Consider the following 15,174-nt stretch of genomic DNA (forward strand, 5'->3'; position numbering starts at 1 on the left):
CTCAGCCCCTGGGCTGCCGGGACGGGGTCCGCCTGTCGCTCCGGGGGTCGTCGGCTCCTCGGCCCGGGGCCGGACAGCGTGCTGTCCGGCCCCGGGCCAGGGGCGTCAGCCGTTGTCGGCCGTCAGTTCCGCGCGGACCGTGCGGGCCGCGGCGACCAGGTTCTCCAGGGAGGCCCGGGTCTCGGTCCAGCCGCGGGTCTTCAGGCCGCAGTCGGGGTTGACCCACAGCCGCTCGGCGGGGATGGCCTCCAGGCCGGTACGGAGCAGCTCGGCCGCCTCCTCCGTGCCGGGGACGCGGGGCGAGTGGATGTCCCAGACGCCCGGGCCGGCCTCGCGCGGGTAGCCGTGCTCCGCCAGCTCTCCGGCGACCTGCATGTGCGAACGGGTGGCCTCCAGGCTGATGACGTCGGCGTCGAGGTCGTCGATGGCCTGGACGATGTCGCCGAACTCGGCGTAGCACATGTGGGTGTGGATCTGGGTGTCGGGCCGGACTCCGCTGGTCGTGAGGCGGAACGACTCGGTGGCCCAGTCGAGGTAGGCGGCGTGGTCCTCGGCCCGCAGGGGCAGGGTCTCGCGCAGCGCGGGCTCGTCGACCTGGATGACCGAAGTGCCCGCGGTCTCCAGGTCGTTCACCTCGTCGCGCAGGGCGAGGGCGACCTGGCGGGCGGTGTCGCCGAGCGGCTGGTCGTCGCGGACGAAGGACCAGGCGAGCATGGTGACCGGGCCGGTCAGCATGCCCTTGACCGGCTTCGCGGTCTGCGCCTGGGCGTAGGTCGTCCAGCGCACCGTCATCGGGGCGGGGCGGGAGATGTCGCCGGCGAGGACCGGCGGGCGGACGTAGCGGGTGCCGTACGACTGGACCCAGCCGTGCTGGGTGGCGAGGTAGCCGTCCAGCTGCTCGGCGAAGTACTGCACCATGTCGTTGCGCTCGGGCTCGCCGTGCACGAGGACGTCGATGCCGGTCTTCTCCTGGAAGGCGATGACCTCGCGGATCTCGTTCTCGATCCGCTCGTCGTAGCCGGCCGCGTCGATCCGGCCGGCGCGCAGGTCGGCGCGGGCGACGCGCAGCTCGTCGGTCTGCGGGAAGGAACCGATCGTGGTGGTCGGGAGCACCGGCAGGCCCAGGTGGGCGCGCTGGGCCACCGTGCGCCGGGCGTACGGCTGCGAGCGGCGGCCGTCGGCCTCGGTGACGGCCGCGGTGCGGGCGCGGACGGCCGGGTCGTGGGTGAGGGCGGAGCCGGCGCGGGAGGCGAGGTCGGCCCGGTTGGCGGCCAGTTCGTCGGCGATGGCCTCGGTGCCCTCGGAGAGACCGCGGGCGAGGGTGGCGATCTCGGCGGCCTTCTGGCGGGCGAAGGCCAGCCAGCGCCGGACCTCGGGGTCGATGTCGGTCTCGACGGAGGCGTCGATCGGGACGTGGAGCAGGGAGCAGGACGCCGCCACGTCGACCCGGTCGGCGAGGCCGAGCAGGGTACCGAGGGTGGCCAGGGACTTCTGGTGGTCGTTGATCCAGATGTTGCGGCCGTTGACGACACCGGCGACGAGACGCTTGCCGGGCAGGCCGCCCACGGCGGCGAGGGCGTCGAGGTTGGCGGCGGCGGAGTCGGTGAAGTCGAGCGCGAGGCCGTCGACCGGGGCGGCGGCGAGGACCGGGAGCGCGTCGCCGAGGCGGTCGAAGTAGGAGGCGACCAGGAGCTTGGGCCGGTCGGTGGCGCCGCCGAGTTCGCGGTAGGCGCGGGCGGCCGCGTTCAGTTCGGCCGGGGTGCGGTCCTGGACGAGGGCGGGCTCGTCGACCTGGACCCACTCGGCGCCGGCGGCACGCAGGTCGGCGAGGACCTCGGCGTACACGGGGAGCAGCCGGTCGAGCAGGGTGATCGGCTCGAAGTCGGCGTCGACGCCGGGGGCGGGCTTGGCGAGCAGCAGGTAGGTGACCGGGCCGACGAGGACCGGGCGGGCCGTCCGGCCCTCGGCGAGGGCCTCCTTCAGCTCGGCGACCTGCTTGGCGGAGTCGGCGGTGAAGACCGTGTCGGGGCCCAACTCGGGGACGAGGTAGTGGTAGTTGGTGTCGAACCACTTGGTCATCTCCAGCGGCGCCACGTCCTGGGTGCCGCGCGCCATGGCGAAGTAGCCGTCCAGGGCGTCGGCTGCGACCGCCTCGCGGTGGCGCTCGGGGACGGCGCCGACCATCACGGAGGTGTCGAGGACGTGGTCGTAGTACGAGAAGTCGCCGGTGGGCACTTCGGTGATGCCGGCGTCGGCCAGCTGCTGCCGGCTCGAACGGCGCAGGTCGGCAGCGGTGGCGCGGAGGGCGTCGGCGGAGACGCGGCCCTTCCAGTAGCCCTCGATCGCCTTCTTCAGTTCACGGTTCCGACCCTGGCGGGGGTAGCCGTGGACGGTGGCCTGTGCTGCCGCGGCTGCGGACTTCGTGGTCACGGAGACTCTCCTTCGCGAGTTGTGCCCAGATCGACGTCCCGGTGAGGGGACGCGGACGCGAAGGTGACGAGGGAGCGCACGGACCTCGCCGTGAGGAAACATCACGACGGCCGTTCGCTGTCTACGCCGACCCGCCCACGAGGTCACCGGAACTTCCGTACGCGGAACGGTCCGCGTACGGGCAACGGGCAGGTCTTCGGACTCGCGGGCAAGCCGGCCTCGTCCGAGGCAGGCACCTAGTGGCCGTCGCTTCCCAGGACCTCACGGTCCCAGTGCTGATGACGGCGGTCGTTCCCGCTCACCGCTGCGGGGCAGTCCCGGATTCCCACCGGGTTCCCTCTTACGACGCATCCCGCCTGGCGGACGGGGCGAACCAGCTGCCCGGTCAGAGTAGAGGCCGGAATCGTCGAGCGGCGAGGGTTATCCGCCATTCGGACGGTGGAATGAGACATTCCCCCTCCGGGGGGCTGTCCCACTCCCCGGCGGTCACCGGATACGGCACGTGGGTGGGCGGGCGGATGGGGACGGGGGCGAGTGCGGGCCGAGCGCCCGCGCGGGCGGGACCGCTCGGAAGGATGATGGGACCATGGAAGGGCTACCTTTCACCCCTCCCGCGGGGGCGGACGACGGTGGGCGGCTCGGTCCGCCCCCGGCCGCGTTCGCCCTGCTCGCCGCGGACGGGGTGCTCGTGGGGTGGAGCCGTGAGGCCGAGGCCCTCCTGGGGTATCCCGCCGCGCGGGTGGTGGGGCGCCGGGCGGCCGATCTGCTCGTCGCCCCGCCCTCCGACCGCGCCGGGGTCGAAGAGCGGCGGCCGGACCGATGGCCGCGGTTCGACGGGACCCGCAGCGCCGTCGTGGACGTGCGCCACCGCGCCGGACACACCGTGCGACTGGCGGTGACCCTGCGTCCGCTGATCCCCGGCGCCCACGGGGACACCGGCGGCCGTGCTCCCTCCGCGGTCCTCATGGCGGCCGAGCTGGAGGAACTGCGCTGGTGGGAGACCCGGCAGGCGATGCTCCAGGGGCTCGTGACCCAGTCACCGGTGACCCTGACCATCTACGGCCCCGGCGCGCGCCTCCTGTGGGCCAACGCGTCCAGTGTCCGGGAGCTCGGCGGCGACCTCACCGCGTCACTGGGCCGCTCCATGACCGAACTCTTTCCCGGCGACGTCCTCACCGCCCAGCATCCGGTGGATCCCGAGGAGTTCGTCCAGCAGATCCTCGAGACCGGTGAGCCGGTCATCGACGTGCGCTTCCGCGGCCGCGCCCCGGCCGACCCGCGCCGCGAGCGCGTCTGGTCCTCCTCCTACTTCCGGCTCGTCGACGGCCGGGGAGAACCGGTGGGGGTGTGCGAGCAGTCCATCGACGTCACCGACCACCACCGTGCGCAGCAGCGCCTCGCCCTCCTCGCGGAGGCCGGTGCGCGGATCGGTGCCTCGCTCGACCCGTCCGGAACGGCGGCGGAGCTCGCGAGGACCACCGTGCCGCGCTACGCCGACGCCGTGCTGGTCGACGTGGCGGCGGAGGTGCTCGCGGGGGAGGAACCCGGAGCCGCTGCGGCAGGGGACCTCGTCCGCGTGGCCGCGTCCGGCGAGGAGGCGTCGAGGGTGGGCGAGCGGGTCTCGTACGGTCCCGGATCGTCGCAGGCCGAGAGCCTGGCCGAGGGCCGGGCGACCGTGGACGACCGGGTCGCGCCGACCCGGCTGTACGTCCCGCTGATCATGAGGGGGCGGCCCCTGGGCCTCGTCACCTTCGCGCGGGGCGACGACTCGGAACCCTTCGACGACGGCGACCGGGCGGTGGCCGAGGAGCTGGCGTCCCGGACCGCCGTGTGCATCGACAACGCCCGGCGCTACCGCCGGGAACGCACCGCCGCCTTCATGCTCCAGCGCAGTCTGCTGCCACGGTCGCTGCCCGAGCTGAGCGCGGTCGAGACGGCCAGCCGCTACCTGCCCGCCGACAGCCACCTCGGCTCCGGCGGCGACTGGTTCGACGTCATCCCGCTCTCCGGCGCGCGGGTCGGCCTCGTCGTGGGGGACGTCGTCGGCCACGGCCTCGGCGCCGCCGCCACCATGGGGCGACTGCGCGCGATGGTGCGCACCCTGGCGGAGCTGGACCTCACGCCCGACGAACTCCTGGCCCGGCTGAACGACCAGGTCGGACGGGAAAGGTCCGACCAGAACGTGAAGGGCCCGGACGGCGGCGGCGCCGTCGGGGCGACGTGCGTCTACGGGATCTACGACCCGGCGTCCCGGACGAGCACCTGGGCGGCGGCGGGGCACCTGACCCCGGCGGTCGTGCGGCCGCACGCCGCCGCCGGCTTCCTCGCCCTGCCGCCGGGGCTGCCGCTGGGCGTGGGGCGGCTCCCGTACGAGAGCGCGGAGGTGGAACTCCCCGCCGGAAGCCTGGTCGTGCTGTTCACCGACGGCCTGGTGGAGGCCCGGGGACAGGGCGTCGACGCGGGCCTGGGCCGCCTGGCGGCCGTCCTCGGGGAGCGGCGGGGATCGTCGGCGGACCTGCTGTGCGCCGAGGTCGTCGCGGAGCTGGTGCGGGACCGGGTGCGGGACGACGCCACGCTGCTCGTCGTGCGCACCCGTGCGCTGGACGCACGCCAGGTCGCGCACTGGGAGCTGCCCTCGGACCCCGCGCTCGTCGCCCGCGCGCGTGCGATGGCCGCGGAGCAGCTGGAGCGGTGGGGTCTGGACGACCTGGCCTTCACCACGGAGCTGGTGGTCAGCGAACTGGTCACCAACGCGATCCGGCACTCCTCCGGCCCGATCGGTCTGCGTCTGATCCGGGACCGTTCCCTCATCTGCGAGGTCTCCGACTCCCAGCACACCTCCCCGCACGCCCGTCACGCCGGCAACGACGAGGAGGGCGGACGCGGCCTGTTCATGGTCGCCCAGCTCACCGACCACTGGGGCACGCGGTACATGCCGACGGGCAAGACGATCTGGGCGGAACAGGCCCTGCCCGTGCCGTGACGCCCGCCCACGGCCCCGCCCACCGCCCGTCCTTTCCCCGTCGCCCACCGTCAGCCGGCCGGGCGCCGGCTCACGGCGCGCGCAGCCGTACGGCCAGCGCGGCGATGTCGTCGTCGAGGCTGCCCTTGCTGTGGCGGAGCAGATCGTGGTGCAGGGCCGTGAGCAGATCACGGGGAGGCGTCCGGGGCTGCCGGCGCATCCACGCCGTCAAGGGGAAGAACTCGCCGTCCCGGGCACGGGTCTCGGCGATCCCGTCCGTGTACAGCAGGAGGAGCTCTCCGGGGGCGAACTCGAAGGTGTCCGCGCGGTACTCCCCGCCGATCAGCTCCGCGAGGCTGAGCAGCGGCGACGGAACGGACGGTTCGAGGATCCGTACGCTCCGCGAGGCGTGGACCAGGGGCGGGGGGTGTCCGCAGTTGACGATGGTGATGCGGCCTGCCCGCCTCGGGACCTCGACGAGCAGCGCGGTGGCGAAGCGCTCCATCGGGGCCTCGGGCGGATGGTCGGCGTTGTGCCGGGCGCAGCTGGCGTCGAGTCTGCGGGCGACGTCGGCCAGGGACGGTTCGCCGTGCGCCGACTCCCGGAAGGCGTTGACGATCGCCGCGGCGGCCCCCACGGCCGGCAGGCCCTTGCCGCGTACGTCGCCGATGAGCATCCGTACCCCGTAGGGGGTGTCCACCACCTCGTAGAAGTCCCCGCCGATTCGGGCTTCCGCCGCGGCCGCGAGGTACAGCGACTCGATCTCGACGTTCCGGAAGCGGTGCGGCAGGGGCCGCAGCACCACCTGCTGGGCCGCGTCGGCGACGAGCCGGACCTGGAAGAGGGTGCGCTCCCGTTTGAGCCGGACATGGCTTCCGTAGGCGGCGGCCACGGTGACCGCGACGATCCCGCCGCACGTCCACCACGTCCCCAGGTCGGGGAAGACGAAGCTGAGGCCGATCATCAGGAGGAGGCAGACGGTTCCGAGCAGGACCGTCGGGAGGACCGGCCACATGGCGGCGGCCAGTGCCGGCGCCGCGGGCAGGAGGCGGCTGAACGCCATTTCCGGCGGAGTGGCGTAGGCCAGGCCGGCGATCACGACGGTCAGAATCACCGGCGACAGCCGCACGAGCCTGCCGTAGCCGTAGCTTCGACGGAGCCGCGGCTGTCCGGACTCGATCATGAATCCCAGCGTATCCGCGAGCAGCCCGCTCAGCGACGTGACGGCGCTGCCCCGCGCGCGACGGACCACCTGGATCCGTCACCCGTGGCAGGAGGCAGGTCACGGAGGGCGTCCTGACCGGGCGGTCCGCGCACCGCCGGCAGGGGGGCAGGTGAAGGGCTGGGGGCCGCGGAGACGGGGAAGGGACGGTACGACCGCGGTCCGAGGGCCCGCGCGACGACGAGGGAGGACACAGCCATGGCGGAGGCCGACCGGCGGAGCGGCGCGGAACCGGGCGCCCGCGCATCGGGAACGGGTGCGGCGACCCGGCGTGACCGGCTGCTCCGCCTGGGCGCGCCGCAGGTCGCGGCGACCGCGCTGACGGCGACCGTCGCGCTGTACATGACGCTGGTGGCCTTCGGGAACATCACGGACTTCGGGACGAATCAGCAGTTCGTCCAGCACGTCCTGAGCATGGACACCACGTTCGAGGACCCTGACCTGATGTGGCGCGCGGTCGAGTCGCCCGCCCTCCAGAACGCCGCGTACGTGGCCGTGATCGTCTGGGAGACGCTGGCCGCGCTGGTGCTCCTCGCCGCGACCTGGTTCTGGCTCTCGGGGCTGCGTCGCCAGGCGTACGAACGCGCCCGCGCCGCGAGCACGGTGGGTCTGGTGATGGTGCTGCTGCTCTTCGGGGCGGGATTCCTCGCGATCGGGGGCGAGTGGTTCGCCATGTGGCAGTCGTCCGACTGGAACGGTCTGGACGCCGCGTTCCGCAATGTCGCGCTGGCCGCCCTCACCCTCCTCGTCGTGCATCTGCCCGGGGTCCGGCGGTCCGGTACGGAAGAGACCTGACGCGCGCCGCGTCGCCCCCGCCGTCACCCGTGGCCGGGTCACCGCCCGGCCCGATCGCCGACTGCTCCGGTGCGGTGACGGACCCGTGGGCCTTGGGCGTGTCGGTCGGGCCGTGGCCCCGCGGCCCGAAGGATGGTGGCGGCCGCGGGATCGGCCTCGAAGACGAATTCCGAACGCCAGAGCGAAACGGGACGTGGTGTGGCCAGAAGACGTGGTACGCGGCGGGGCCTCGGTGCGGCAGGGATGGCGGCGGCCCTGATCTGGGGCTGCGCCACCGCGGGGAACGCCCGGCCGGCCGACGGGACACCGGGTGACTTCGAGCGGGCGGCCGCGAAGGCGGCGGCGGAGTTCGGTGTACCGAAGGAGGTGCTCCTGGGCGTCAGCCACGAGTCCTCGTGGTGGGAGGGCAATGACGGCCGCCCGAGCACCAAGGGCGGCTACGGCCCGATGCACCTGACGGACACCACGTCCGGGACCACGTACGCCCACCGCCCGGGCGAGGGGCCGGTGGACGGCACGGGCACCGACGACCCCTCCGAGCACACCTTGGAAACGGCCGCCGCCCTGATCGGCGCGGCACCCCGGACCCTGAGGACCGACGAACTGCAGAACCTCCGAGGGGGCGCCGCGCTCCTCGCCGCGTACCAGCGGCAGCTCACCCGTGAGGTCTCGTCGGACCCGGGCAGCTGGTACGGAGCCGTGGCACGGTACAGCCAGGCCGCCGACACCGCGACGGCCGGGCGGTTCGCCGACGGCGTGTTCACGGTGATCCGCACCGGCCGACAGCGGGTGCTCCGGGACGGCCGGACGGTGACGCTGGGGAAGAGGCCGGACGTCCGTCCGTCGACCTCGCAACTCGCCGCGCTGAGACTGCGGACCCTGCCCGCCGCGGAGCTGCCGGAGTGCCCCGCCGAACTCAACTGCCGCTTCGTGCCGGCAGCGACCTCCAACTACCAGGTGGCCTCGCGGAACTCGCGGGGGATCGACGTCGACTTCATCGCCATCCACGACCTCGAAGGGTCCTACGACGGGGGAGTCAGCTGGTTCCGGAACCCGTCGAGCGGGGTCTCCGCGCACTACGTGCTGAAGGCCGACGGCAGCGAGGCGACCCAGATGGTCGCCACCAAGGACATCGCCTTCCACGCCGGGAACTACTGGTTCAACCTGCACGGCGTCGGCATCGAACTGGAGGGGTACGCCGCCCAGGGCTCCACCTGGTTCACCCCGGCCCAGTACAAGGCGACCGCCGCCCTGGTGAACCACCTCGCGGAGCGCTTCGACGTCCCACTGGACCGCAAGCACATCATCGGCCACGACAACGTCCTCCCCCCGAGGCCGGCCCGCGCGCCGGACGCGCACTGGGACCCCGGGCCCTACTGGGACTGGGAGAAGTTCATGGCCCTCCTCGACGCCGGTGCCGACGCCCGTACTCCACAGGGGCTCGCGGCGAGGGCCGGACGAGGAGCGGGGACCACCGGGATCGGAGCCGGGATCGGCGAGGCGGTCATGATCGCGCCGGACTTCGACGCCAACCCGCAGACGGTCTCGGTCTGCGATCCGCAGTGCCGGACCCAGACCCGGCCCTCGAACTTCCTCCACGTCCGCACCGCACCCCGCGCCGACGCCCCGCTCGTCGCAGACCGCGCCCTCCACCCGGGTGAGGAGGCGGGCACCGACCGCATCGACGACTGGGGAGCCACCGCCGTGTGGGGGCAGGAGTTCGTCGTCGCCGACGTGAGCGGGGACTGGACGGCCCTCTGGTTCGGCGGGCAGAAGGGCTGGATCCACAACCCGGCGGGCATCCACACCCGCCCCGCCCCGGACGCGCGGATCGTCCGTCCCGCGAGCGGGGCCGCGTCCGTCTCCGTCTACACGACGGCCTACCCGCGCGCCGCCGAGTACCCCGGGGGACTGACCGCCTCGGCCCAGACACGGTTCGAGATGTACGCGTTCCCCCAGGGCCAGGCGTACGTGGCCGCCCGCACGCCGGTCGGCGCCGACGACTTCTTCCCCGCCACGCCCTCGCGCCCGGAGACGGTGGTCACCGGTGACCAGACCTACGACGTGATCCAGTACAGCCGTCGCCTGGCCACCGTGAACCACGCGGAGACGCGGAGCTGACCCCGGCGCCCGGCGTGACGCGCTCCCGGGTCTCCGCGTGGCCGCGTCTCACCGGGAGTGCGGAGCCTGCCCGCCCTCCGGGTCCTCCGCCGGAGGGTTCGGACCCCGGAAGCGGGAGAGAGAGCTCGTGAGGGCCTTCCACGGCGAGAGATCGCCCTTGCCGGCCGCCGGCGCCCCCGGCCTGGGCACGCCGTCGCCGCCGGTCGCCGCGGCGAGGGCTTCGAGCGCCGATTCCGCGGCCTCCTTGTAGAGGTCGCAGGAAGCCGTCATCGCCTCCAGGGCGTTGGCGTACCGGGTGACCATGGCCCGCGCGTGGGCCAGTTCCTCGTCGGGGGTGAGCAGGTGCCAGCCCTGGCGCAGCCGCGTCAGGACCTGCTCCGCGTCGGCCGGCAGCGGCTGGGGCAGCGAGGCGAACTCCGTGATCCTGTCGAGCAGTTTGGTGGGCTCCCTGCCGTCCAGGAAGACATCGCTGACCGTGAAGCGCTCCGCGTCGTGGTCGACCACCCGCGCCTTCGGGGGCAGGATGACGGCGCCGCCGCGCGGTATCCCCACCCCCAGCTCGCGCTTCATCACGAAGTCGGCGATCAGCGCCTGGTCCGGTGTGGCCCGGTGCTCGACCACGCGGTGCCGCAGACTCGGCGGCAGGAACGCCGTGATCGGCCGGCGCCCCAGGGCGTCGGGCGTCATCGCCTCGTGCACCACGACATGCACGGACCAGCTCTGCCGGGTGCAGGCCCGCAGCAGGCGGCGCAACTCGTCGTCCTCCTTCGGCAGGTGGTTCGTCGCCCGCAGGCGCACGCCCGGCACCACGTGGTGGTCCCAGGCGACCTGGTCGCTGTCGGGCCAGAAGACGGTGGCGGGTGAGGGCCAGCTCGCCTCCCACGCCCGCTCGGCCTCCGCGGCGAGGACCCAGGGGACGCCCTCGCTCTTCGCGCGGCGCGACTCGGGCTCGTAGGTGGTCAGCTGCGCGCGCACCGTGACCCCGTCGGCCACGCGCCAGCGGGCCTCGAAGAGACGGCGGGCGGACGGGCCGGGGTCGGCGGACTCGTCCCGGGGGTACAGGTCGCTGGAGCGCGCCGCCTCGACGGGGTCGAGGTCCAGGAAGTCGTCGATCACCCCGGCCGCCTTGAGGGCGAGCAGATTGCGCCGGACGTCCCGCTCAGGCTCGGGCCCGAGGTGACGCCCCCGCCCGAGCCAGGCGGTGTCGGGGACGGTGGTCGAGGAAGAGCTGTTCTTGTCCATGGAACCGTTCGGTGGGCGATCAGGGCCCGACCAGTATGGTCCGCGAAGCGGGAGAAGGAAGCGGTACCCCGTCCGAGCCGCCCCGGACCGTACGCCGGACACCCCGTGATGAGCCGATCCATCGCCACCCGGCACGGGAGCGGCCGAGCGCCGGTAGGATGCCGCGCCCCGCCTGTCGGAGCCGGCTGGCACCAGCCGCGCCTCGCCATGTCGGAGCCGGACAGGACCCGTCGCGTCACGCCATGTCCGAGCCGGACAGGACCAGCCGCGCCACGGCGATCCCCGCCACCGCGATCGCCGCCCGGAACGGCCATCGGCCCGCGGTCGCCGAAGGCAGCGCCGTCCCGAGGACCGCGATCGCCCCGGCAACCGCGGCCAGGACCCGGCCGGAGGCGCCGACGGGTCCGGGAGGTCCCCCGACGACCACCGCCACAGCCGCCAGCATCACCGACGGCGCCGTCCACCGGCAGGCCGTGCGGCCGAGCCGCTGCGGCAGCCCGCGCACCCCGGTCGCCAGATCGTCCTCGATGTCCGGAAGCACGTTCACCACGTGCGCCCCCACACCCAGCAGCGCCCCCGCCGTCACGGCCCACCAGGCAGGCCACGGATGGGAGGGAAGACCGAGGGTGACGAAGGCGGGGAGCGAGCCGAAACCCACGGCGTAGGGCAGCGGCGAGAGCACCGTCCGCTTCAGCCCCAGGTTGTACGCCCAGGCCGCCAGGACGCCCGCCAGATGCACCCCTCCGGCGGCGGCCCCGCTCAGAAGGGACAGCGGTACGCACAGCCCCAGGGCGGCCCCGGCGGCGACGGCCACCGTCCTGGCCGGGAGCTCTCCGGCGGCCACCGGCTTGTCGCGGCGCCCCGAGACCGTGTCGCGCCGCCCGTCGACCGCGTCGTTGCACCAGCCCACTGAGAGCTGACCGGCCAGGACCGCCGCGGCCACCGCCGCCGCCCCCGCCGCACCCCGACCCCCCGCCACGGCCAGCACGGTCGCGAACAGCGACACGGCGAGCGCCGGCTCCGCGTGGCAGGAACGCAGCAGGGGCGAGACACGGAGTGGCGTCCGCGGAGAGACCTCGGACGGGTGCAGAGTCACCTGTGCAAGCTACTGAGGCATCCGGAACGAGGAAGGCATTCCGCCATGCGTGTCCCTGTGATCACCCCCGATGCCGCAGCCCCCGCTCCCTCGCCGCGCCTGCCGACCGCACCGGTCACGACGACCACGATCGCCGCCGTCCACACCGCTGTGCCGCCGCACCGCTACGCCCAGGACGACCTGACCGAGCCGATCGGCGACCTGTGCCTCGCTCCCGGAGCCGACCGCGTCCTGCTGCGCCGCCTGCACGCCGCGACGGGCGTACGGACGCGGCATCTCGCCCTGCCGATCGAGCGGTACGCCGGGCTCGGAGACTTCGGGCGGTCCAACGACGCCTGGATCGCGGCCGGGACGGACCTGGGCGCGGAGGCCGTCGCCGGTGCGCTGCGGGAGGCGGGGCTCGAACCCGCCGACGTCGACCTCCTGGTGTGCAACTCCGTCACGGGCGTCGCCACCCCTTCGCTCGACGCCCGGCTGGCCGGCCGCCTGGGGCTGCGGCCCGACGTCAAGCGGATCCCGGTCTTCGGCCTCGGATGCGTGGCGGGCGCCGCCGGGCTCGCCCGGGTGCACGACTACCTGCGCGGGCACCCCGACGACACCGCCGTGCTGCTGACCGTGGAACTGTGCTCGCTGACGCTCCAGCGGCGCGACGACTCCCGCGCCAACCTGGTGGCGGGCGCCCTGTTCGGCGACGGTGCCGCGGCCCTCGTCGCGCGCGGCAGCGCCGCCCCGGGAGGGGACGTCCACGGCCCGGCCGTGGTCGCCACGCGCAGCCACCTCTACCCCGGGACCGGGCACCTCATGGGGTGGGAGATCGGAGCGGCCGGGTTCCGCGTCGTGATCGACGCCGGTCTCCCCGCCCTCGTGCGCGACCACCTCGGAACACCTCTGCGGGCCTTCCTCGCCGAACACGGACTGACCACCGACGACATCGGGGCCTGGGTGTGCCATCCGGGCGGCCCCAAGGTGATGGCCGCCGTGACCGACGTCCTCGGCCTTCCCGACGACGTCCTGGACAGCGCGCGGCGCTCGCTCGCCACCATGGGCAACATGTCCTCGGTCTCCGTCCTCCACGTCCTCCAGAGCCACCTCGGACCCCGTCGGCCCGAGCCCGGCACCTGGGGCCTGCTGATGGCGATGGGCCCCGGCTTCTGCTCCGAATTCGTCCTGCTGCGCTGGTGAGAGGCCCGCATGTCCTGGTACGCGCTCCTCGTCCTGGCCGTCGCCGCCGAGCGGGTCGTCGAACTCGTCGTCGCCCGGCGCAACGCCGCCTGGACCCTCGCCCGCGCGGGCGTCGAACACGGCCGAGGCCACTACCCGGTCATGGTCGTCCTGCACACCGCCCTGCTGGTCTGCTGTCTCCTCGAACCGGTGCTGGCCGGACGGCCGTTCCTGCCCGCCCTGGGCTGGTCGATGGCGGCGCTGGTCCTGCTGGCCCAGGCCCTGCGCTGGTGGTGCATCACCACACTCGGCCCGTACTGGAACACGCGCGTGATCGTCGTCCCCGGCACCACCCCGATCACCGGCGGCCCCTATCGCCTCCTGCGGCATCCCAACTACATCGCCGTCGTGGTCGAGGTCGCCGCCCTGCCCCTGACGCACTCCGCGTGGCTGACCGCGACCGTGTTCAGCGCGGCCAACGCGGCGCTGCTCACCGTCCGCCTCCGCTCCGAGAACGCGGCCCTCGGCCGGGCGGTGCCCGCGTGAGCCGGGTCCACGACCTGATCGTCGTGGGAGGGGGGCCCGCCGGTCTGGCGACCGCTCTGTACGCGGCGCGGGCCGGCCTCGACACCGTCGTGGCCGAGCGGCGCCGCGCACCCGTCGACAAGGCGTGCGGCGAAGGCCTGATGCCGGGGGCGGTCAGGGCCCTCACCGCGCTCGGTCTCGACGTCCCCGGCCACCCGATCACGGGGATCTGCTACGCGCAGGGACCCCGCCAGGTCCACGCGGCGTTCCGGCACGGCCCCGGCCTCGGCGTACGGCGCACCGACCTGCACGGCCTCCTGCACCGGGCGGTCCTCGCCGCGGGCGTACCCGTGCTCCCCCTGCGGGTCGGGGAAGTGCGGCAGGACGCCGTCGGCGTGTCCCTGCCCGACGCCGGACTGCGGGGGAGGTGGCTGGTCGCCGCGGACGGCCTGCACTCACCGATCCGTCGCTCCCTCGGCCTCGGTCTCGCGTCCCGGGGGAGGCCCAGGTTCGGGCTGCGCCGCCACTACGCCGTGGCCCCCTGGTCCTCGTGCGTCGAGGTGCACTGCGGAGCGTGGGGCGAGGCCTATGTCACCCCTCTCGGCCACCGGCTCGTGGGCGTCGCCCTGCTGACGGACCGGCGCGCTTCCTTCGACGACCAGCTGGAACGGTTCCCCACCCTGGCGGCCCGCCTGCCGGCGGAGCGGTCCGCCGGCGCGGTACGGGGCGCGGGGCCGCTCCGGCAGAAGGTCCGCACCCGGCTCCACGGGCGGGTCCTGCTCGTGGGGGACGCCGCCGGTTACGTCGACGCGCTGACGGGCGAGGGCATCTCCCTGGCCCTCACCGGTGCCGAAGTGCTGGTCCACAACGTGCTGCGCGGCACGCCGGACCGTTACGACGGCGACTGGAGGCGCGCGACCCGCCGTCACCGGCTCCTGACGGACGTCCTGGTCCAGGTCAGGCAGCAGCGGGCGCTCGCCCCGCTCGTCGTCCCCGCGGCCGAGCGCCTGCCGCGCGTCTTCACCGCCGTGGTGAACGCTCTGGCTTGAGTCATGGGACGGGACGGAGCGGGCAGGCGGGTGCCGAGGGGAAGAGCTCCCCGGCTCCCGGCGACGGCCCGTCCGGCCGGTGAAGAGGAAGGAGACTTTCGTGTCGAAGGTCGAAGAGTCCATCGAGGTCGAGGTCCCCGTGCGCACCGCCTACAACCAGTGGACGCAGTTCGCCTCGTTCCCGAACTTCATGGAAGGGGTGGAGCGGATCGAACAGCGTACGGACACCCTCACGCGCTGGGTGACGAACGTGGAGGGCGTGGAGCGTGAGTTCGACGCGGCGATCACCGAGCAGATCCCCGACGAGCGCGTCGCGTGGACCACGGTCGGCGGCGAGGTGAAGCAGGCCGGGGTGGTCACCTTCCACCGTCTCGCCGACAACAGGTCGAAGGTGATGCTCCAGATGGACTACGACCCGGAGGGGTTCGCGGAGAACGTCGGCGACAAGCTCGGTTTCGTCAGGCGCCAGGTCGCCGGCGACCTCAAGCGTTTCAAGCTGTACATCGAGGGTCGCGGCAGCGAGACGGGCGCCTGGCGCGGCGAGGTCTGACCCGCGAATCGTCTGGCTCCC

At 73.8% G+C, this 15,174-nt stretch carries 11 protein-coding genes and 1 riboswitch; of the genes, 7 read left to right on the forward strand and 4 right to left on the reverse strand.

The annotated features are described in order from the left end of the window. Positions 1 to 105: 105 nt before the first annotated feature. Positions 106 to 2,430: a 5-methyltetrahydropteroyltriglutamate--homocysteine S-methyltransferase gene (metE, locus tag ACF1BN_RS08325; protein WP_392330791.1), complete on the reverse strand. Its 2,325-nt coding sequence runs from the start codon at positions 2,428 to 2,430 to the stop codon at positions 106 to 108. A gap of 169 nt (positions 2,431 to 2,599) precedes the next feature. Further along, positions 2,600 to 2,823, reverse strand: a riboswitch (cobalamin riboswitch). A gap of 193 nt (positions 2,824 to 3,016) precedes the next feature. Here metE and ACF1BN_RS08330 point away from each other — a divergent pair. Beyond that, positions 3,017 to 5,413 (forward strand): SpoIIE family protein phosphatase, encoded by a 2,397-nt coding sequence (locus tag ACF1BN_RS08330; protein ID WP_392330792.1) that lies wholly within the window; start codon positions 3,017 to 3,019, stop codon positions 5,411 to 5,413. A gap of 70 nt (positions 5,414 to 5,483) precedes the next feature. Here the strand turns inward: ACF1BN_RS08330 and ACF1BN_RS08335 are convergent, their stop codons facing one another. Further along, complete coding sequence (locus ACF1BN_RS08335) at positions 5,484 to 6,575, reverse strand: PP2C family protein-serine/threonine phosphatase (RefSeq protein WP_392330793.1); 1,092 nt, start codon at positions 6,573 to 6,575, stop codon at positions 5,484 to 5,486. Positions 6,576 to 6,812: 237 nt separating this feature from the next. On the opposite strand from ACF1BN_RS08335, the gene ACF1BN_RS08340 reads away from it, so the two are divergent. Next, positions 6,813 to 7,409 (forward strand): DUF2165 domain-containing protein, encoded by a 597-nt coding sequence (locus ACF1BN_RS08340; protein WP_392330794.1) that lies wholly within the window; start codon positions 6,813 to 6,815, stop codon positions 7,407 to 7,409. A 243-nt stretch (positions 7,410 to 7,652) separates the two neighbouring features. After that, entirely contained in the window at positions 7,653 to 9,530 is a 1,878-nt protein-coding gene (locus tag ACF1BN_RS08345; protein ID WP_392330795.1) for an N-acetylmuramoyl-L-alanine amidase, read from the forward strand. Positions 9,531 to 9,578: 48 nt separating this feature from the next. On the opposite strand, the gene ACF1BN_RS08350 is transcribed toward ACF1BN_RS08345, so the two are convergent. After that, on the reverse strand, positions 9,579 to 10,772 hold the full coding sequence (locus ACF1BN_RS08350; protein ID WP_392330796.1) for a hypothetical protein: 1,194 nt from the start codon (positions 10,770 to 10,772) through the stop codon (positions 9,579 to 9,581). Between the two features lie 235 nt (positions 10,773 to 11,007). After that, the gene (locus ACF1BN_RS08355; RefSeq protein WP_392330797.1) at positions 11,008 to 11,868 is read right to left on the reverse strand and encodes a UbiA family prenyltransferase; all 861 of its coding nucleotides are present in this window, start codon (positions 11,866 to 11,868) and stop codon (positions 11,008 to 11,010) included. A 45-nt stretch (positions 11,869 to 11,913) separates the two neighbouring features. Here ACF1BN_RS08355 and ACF1BN_RS08360 point away from each other — a divergent pair, with 45 nt between their 5' ends. The 4 genes from ACF1BN_RS08360 (at position 11,914) to ACF1BN_RS08375 (ending at position 15,153) form a co-directional block, all read left to right on the forward strand. After that, positions 11,914 to 13,050 (forward strand): type III polyketide synthase, encoded by a 1,137-nt coding sequence (locus tag ACF1BN_RS08360; RefSeq protein WP_392330798.1) that lies wholly within the window; start codon positions 11,914 to 11,916, stop codon positions 13,048 to 13,050. A gap of 9 nt (positions 13,051 to 13,059) precedes the next feature. Continuing rightward, positions 13,060 to 13,575, forward strand: coding sequence for an isoprenylcysteine carboxyl methyltransferase family protein (locus ACF1BN_RS08365; RefSeq protein WP_392330799.1), 516 nt, complete (start codon positions 13,060 to 13,062; stop codon positions 13,573 to 13,575). Then, on the forward strand, positions 13,572 to 14,603 hold the full coding sequence (locus ACF1BN_RS08370) for an NAD(P)/FAD-dependent oxidoreductase (protein WP_392330800.1): 1,032 nt from the start codon (positions 13,572 to 13,574) through the stop codon (positions 14,601 to 14,603). Before ACF1BN_RS08365 ends, ACF1BN_RS08370 begins: the two co-directional genes overlap by 4 nt. A 100-nt stretch (positions 14,604 to 14,703) precedes the next feature. Continuing rightward, positions 14,704 to 15,153: an SRPBCC family protein gene (locus tag ACF1BN_RS08375; RefSeq protein WP_392330801.1), complete on the forward strand. Its 450-nt coding sequence runs from the start codon at positions 14,704 to 14,706 to the stop codon at positions 15,151 to 15,153. The last annotated feature ends 21 nt before the right edge of the window (positions 15,154 to 15,174 follow it).

This window comes from Streptomyces sp. NPDC014861 (genome assembly GCF_043081625.1).
Lineage (GTDB): Bacteria > Actinomycetota > Actinomycetes > Streptomycetales > Streptomycetaceae > Streptomyces.

Excerpts from the sequence above, each read along its gene's own strand:
- ACF1BN_RS08350 (WP_392330796.1), bottom strand. The coding sequence starts at position 10,772 with ATGGACAAGAACAGCTCTTCCTCGACCACCGTCCCCGACACCGCCTGG.
- ACF1BN_RS08340 (WP_392330794.1), top strand. The coding sequence starts at position 6,813 with ATGGCGGAGGCCGACCGGCGGAGCGGCGCGGAACCGGGCGCCCGCGCA.
- ACF1BN_RS08360 (WP_392330798.1), top strand. The coding sequence starts at position 11,914 with ATGCGTGTCCCTGTGATCACCCCCGATGCCGCAGCCCCCGCTCCCTCG.
- ACF1BN_RS08330 (WP_392330792.1), top strand. The coding sequence starts at position 3,017 with ATGGAAGGGCTACCTTTCACCCCTCCCGCGGGGGCGGACGACGGTGGG.
- ACF1BN_RS08365 (WP_392330799.1), top strand. The coding sequence starts at position 13,060 with ATGTCCTGGTACGCGCTCCTCGTCCTGGCCGTCGCCGCCGAGCGGGTC.
- ACF1BN_RS08335 (WP_392330793.1), bottom strand. The coding sequence starts at position 6,575 with ATGATCGAGTCCGGACAGCCGCGGCTCCGTCGAAGCTACGGCTACGGC.
- ACF1BN_RS08345 (WP_392330795.1), top strand. The coding sequence starts at position 7,653 with ATGGCGGCGGCCCTGATCTGGGGCTGCGCCACCGCGGGGAACGCCCGG.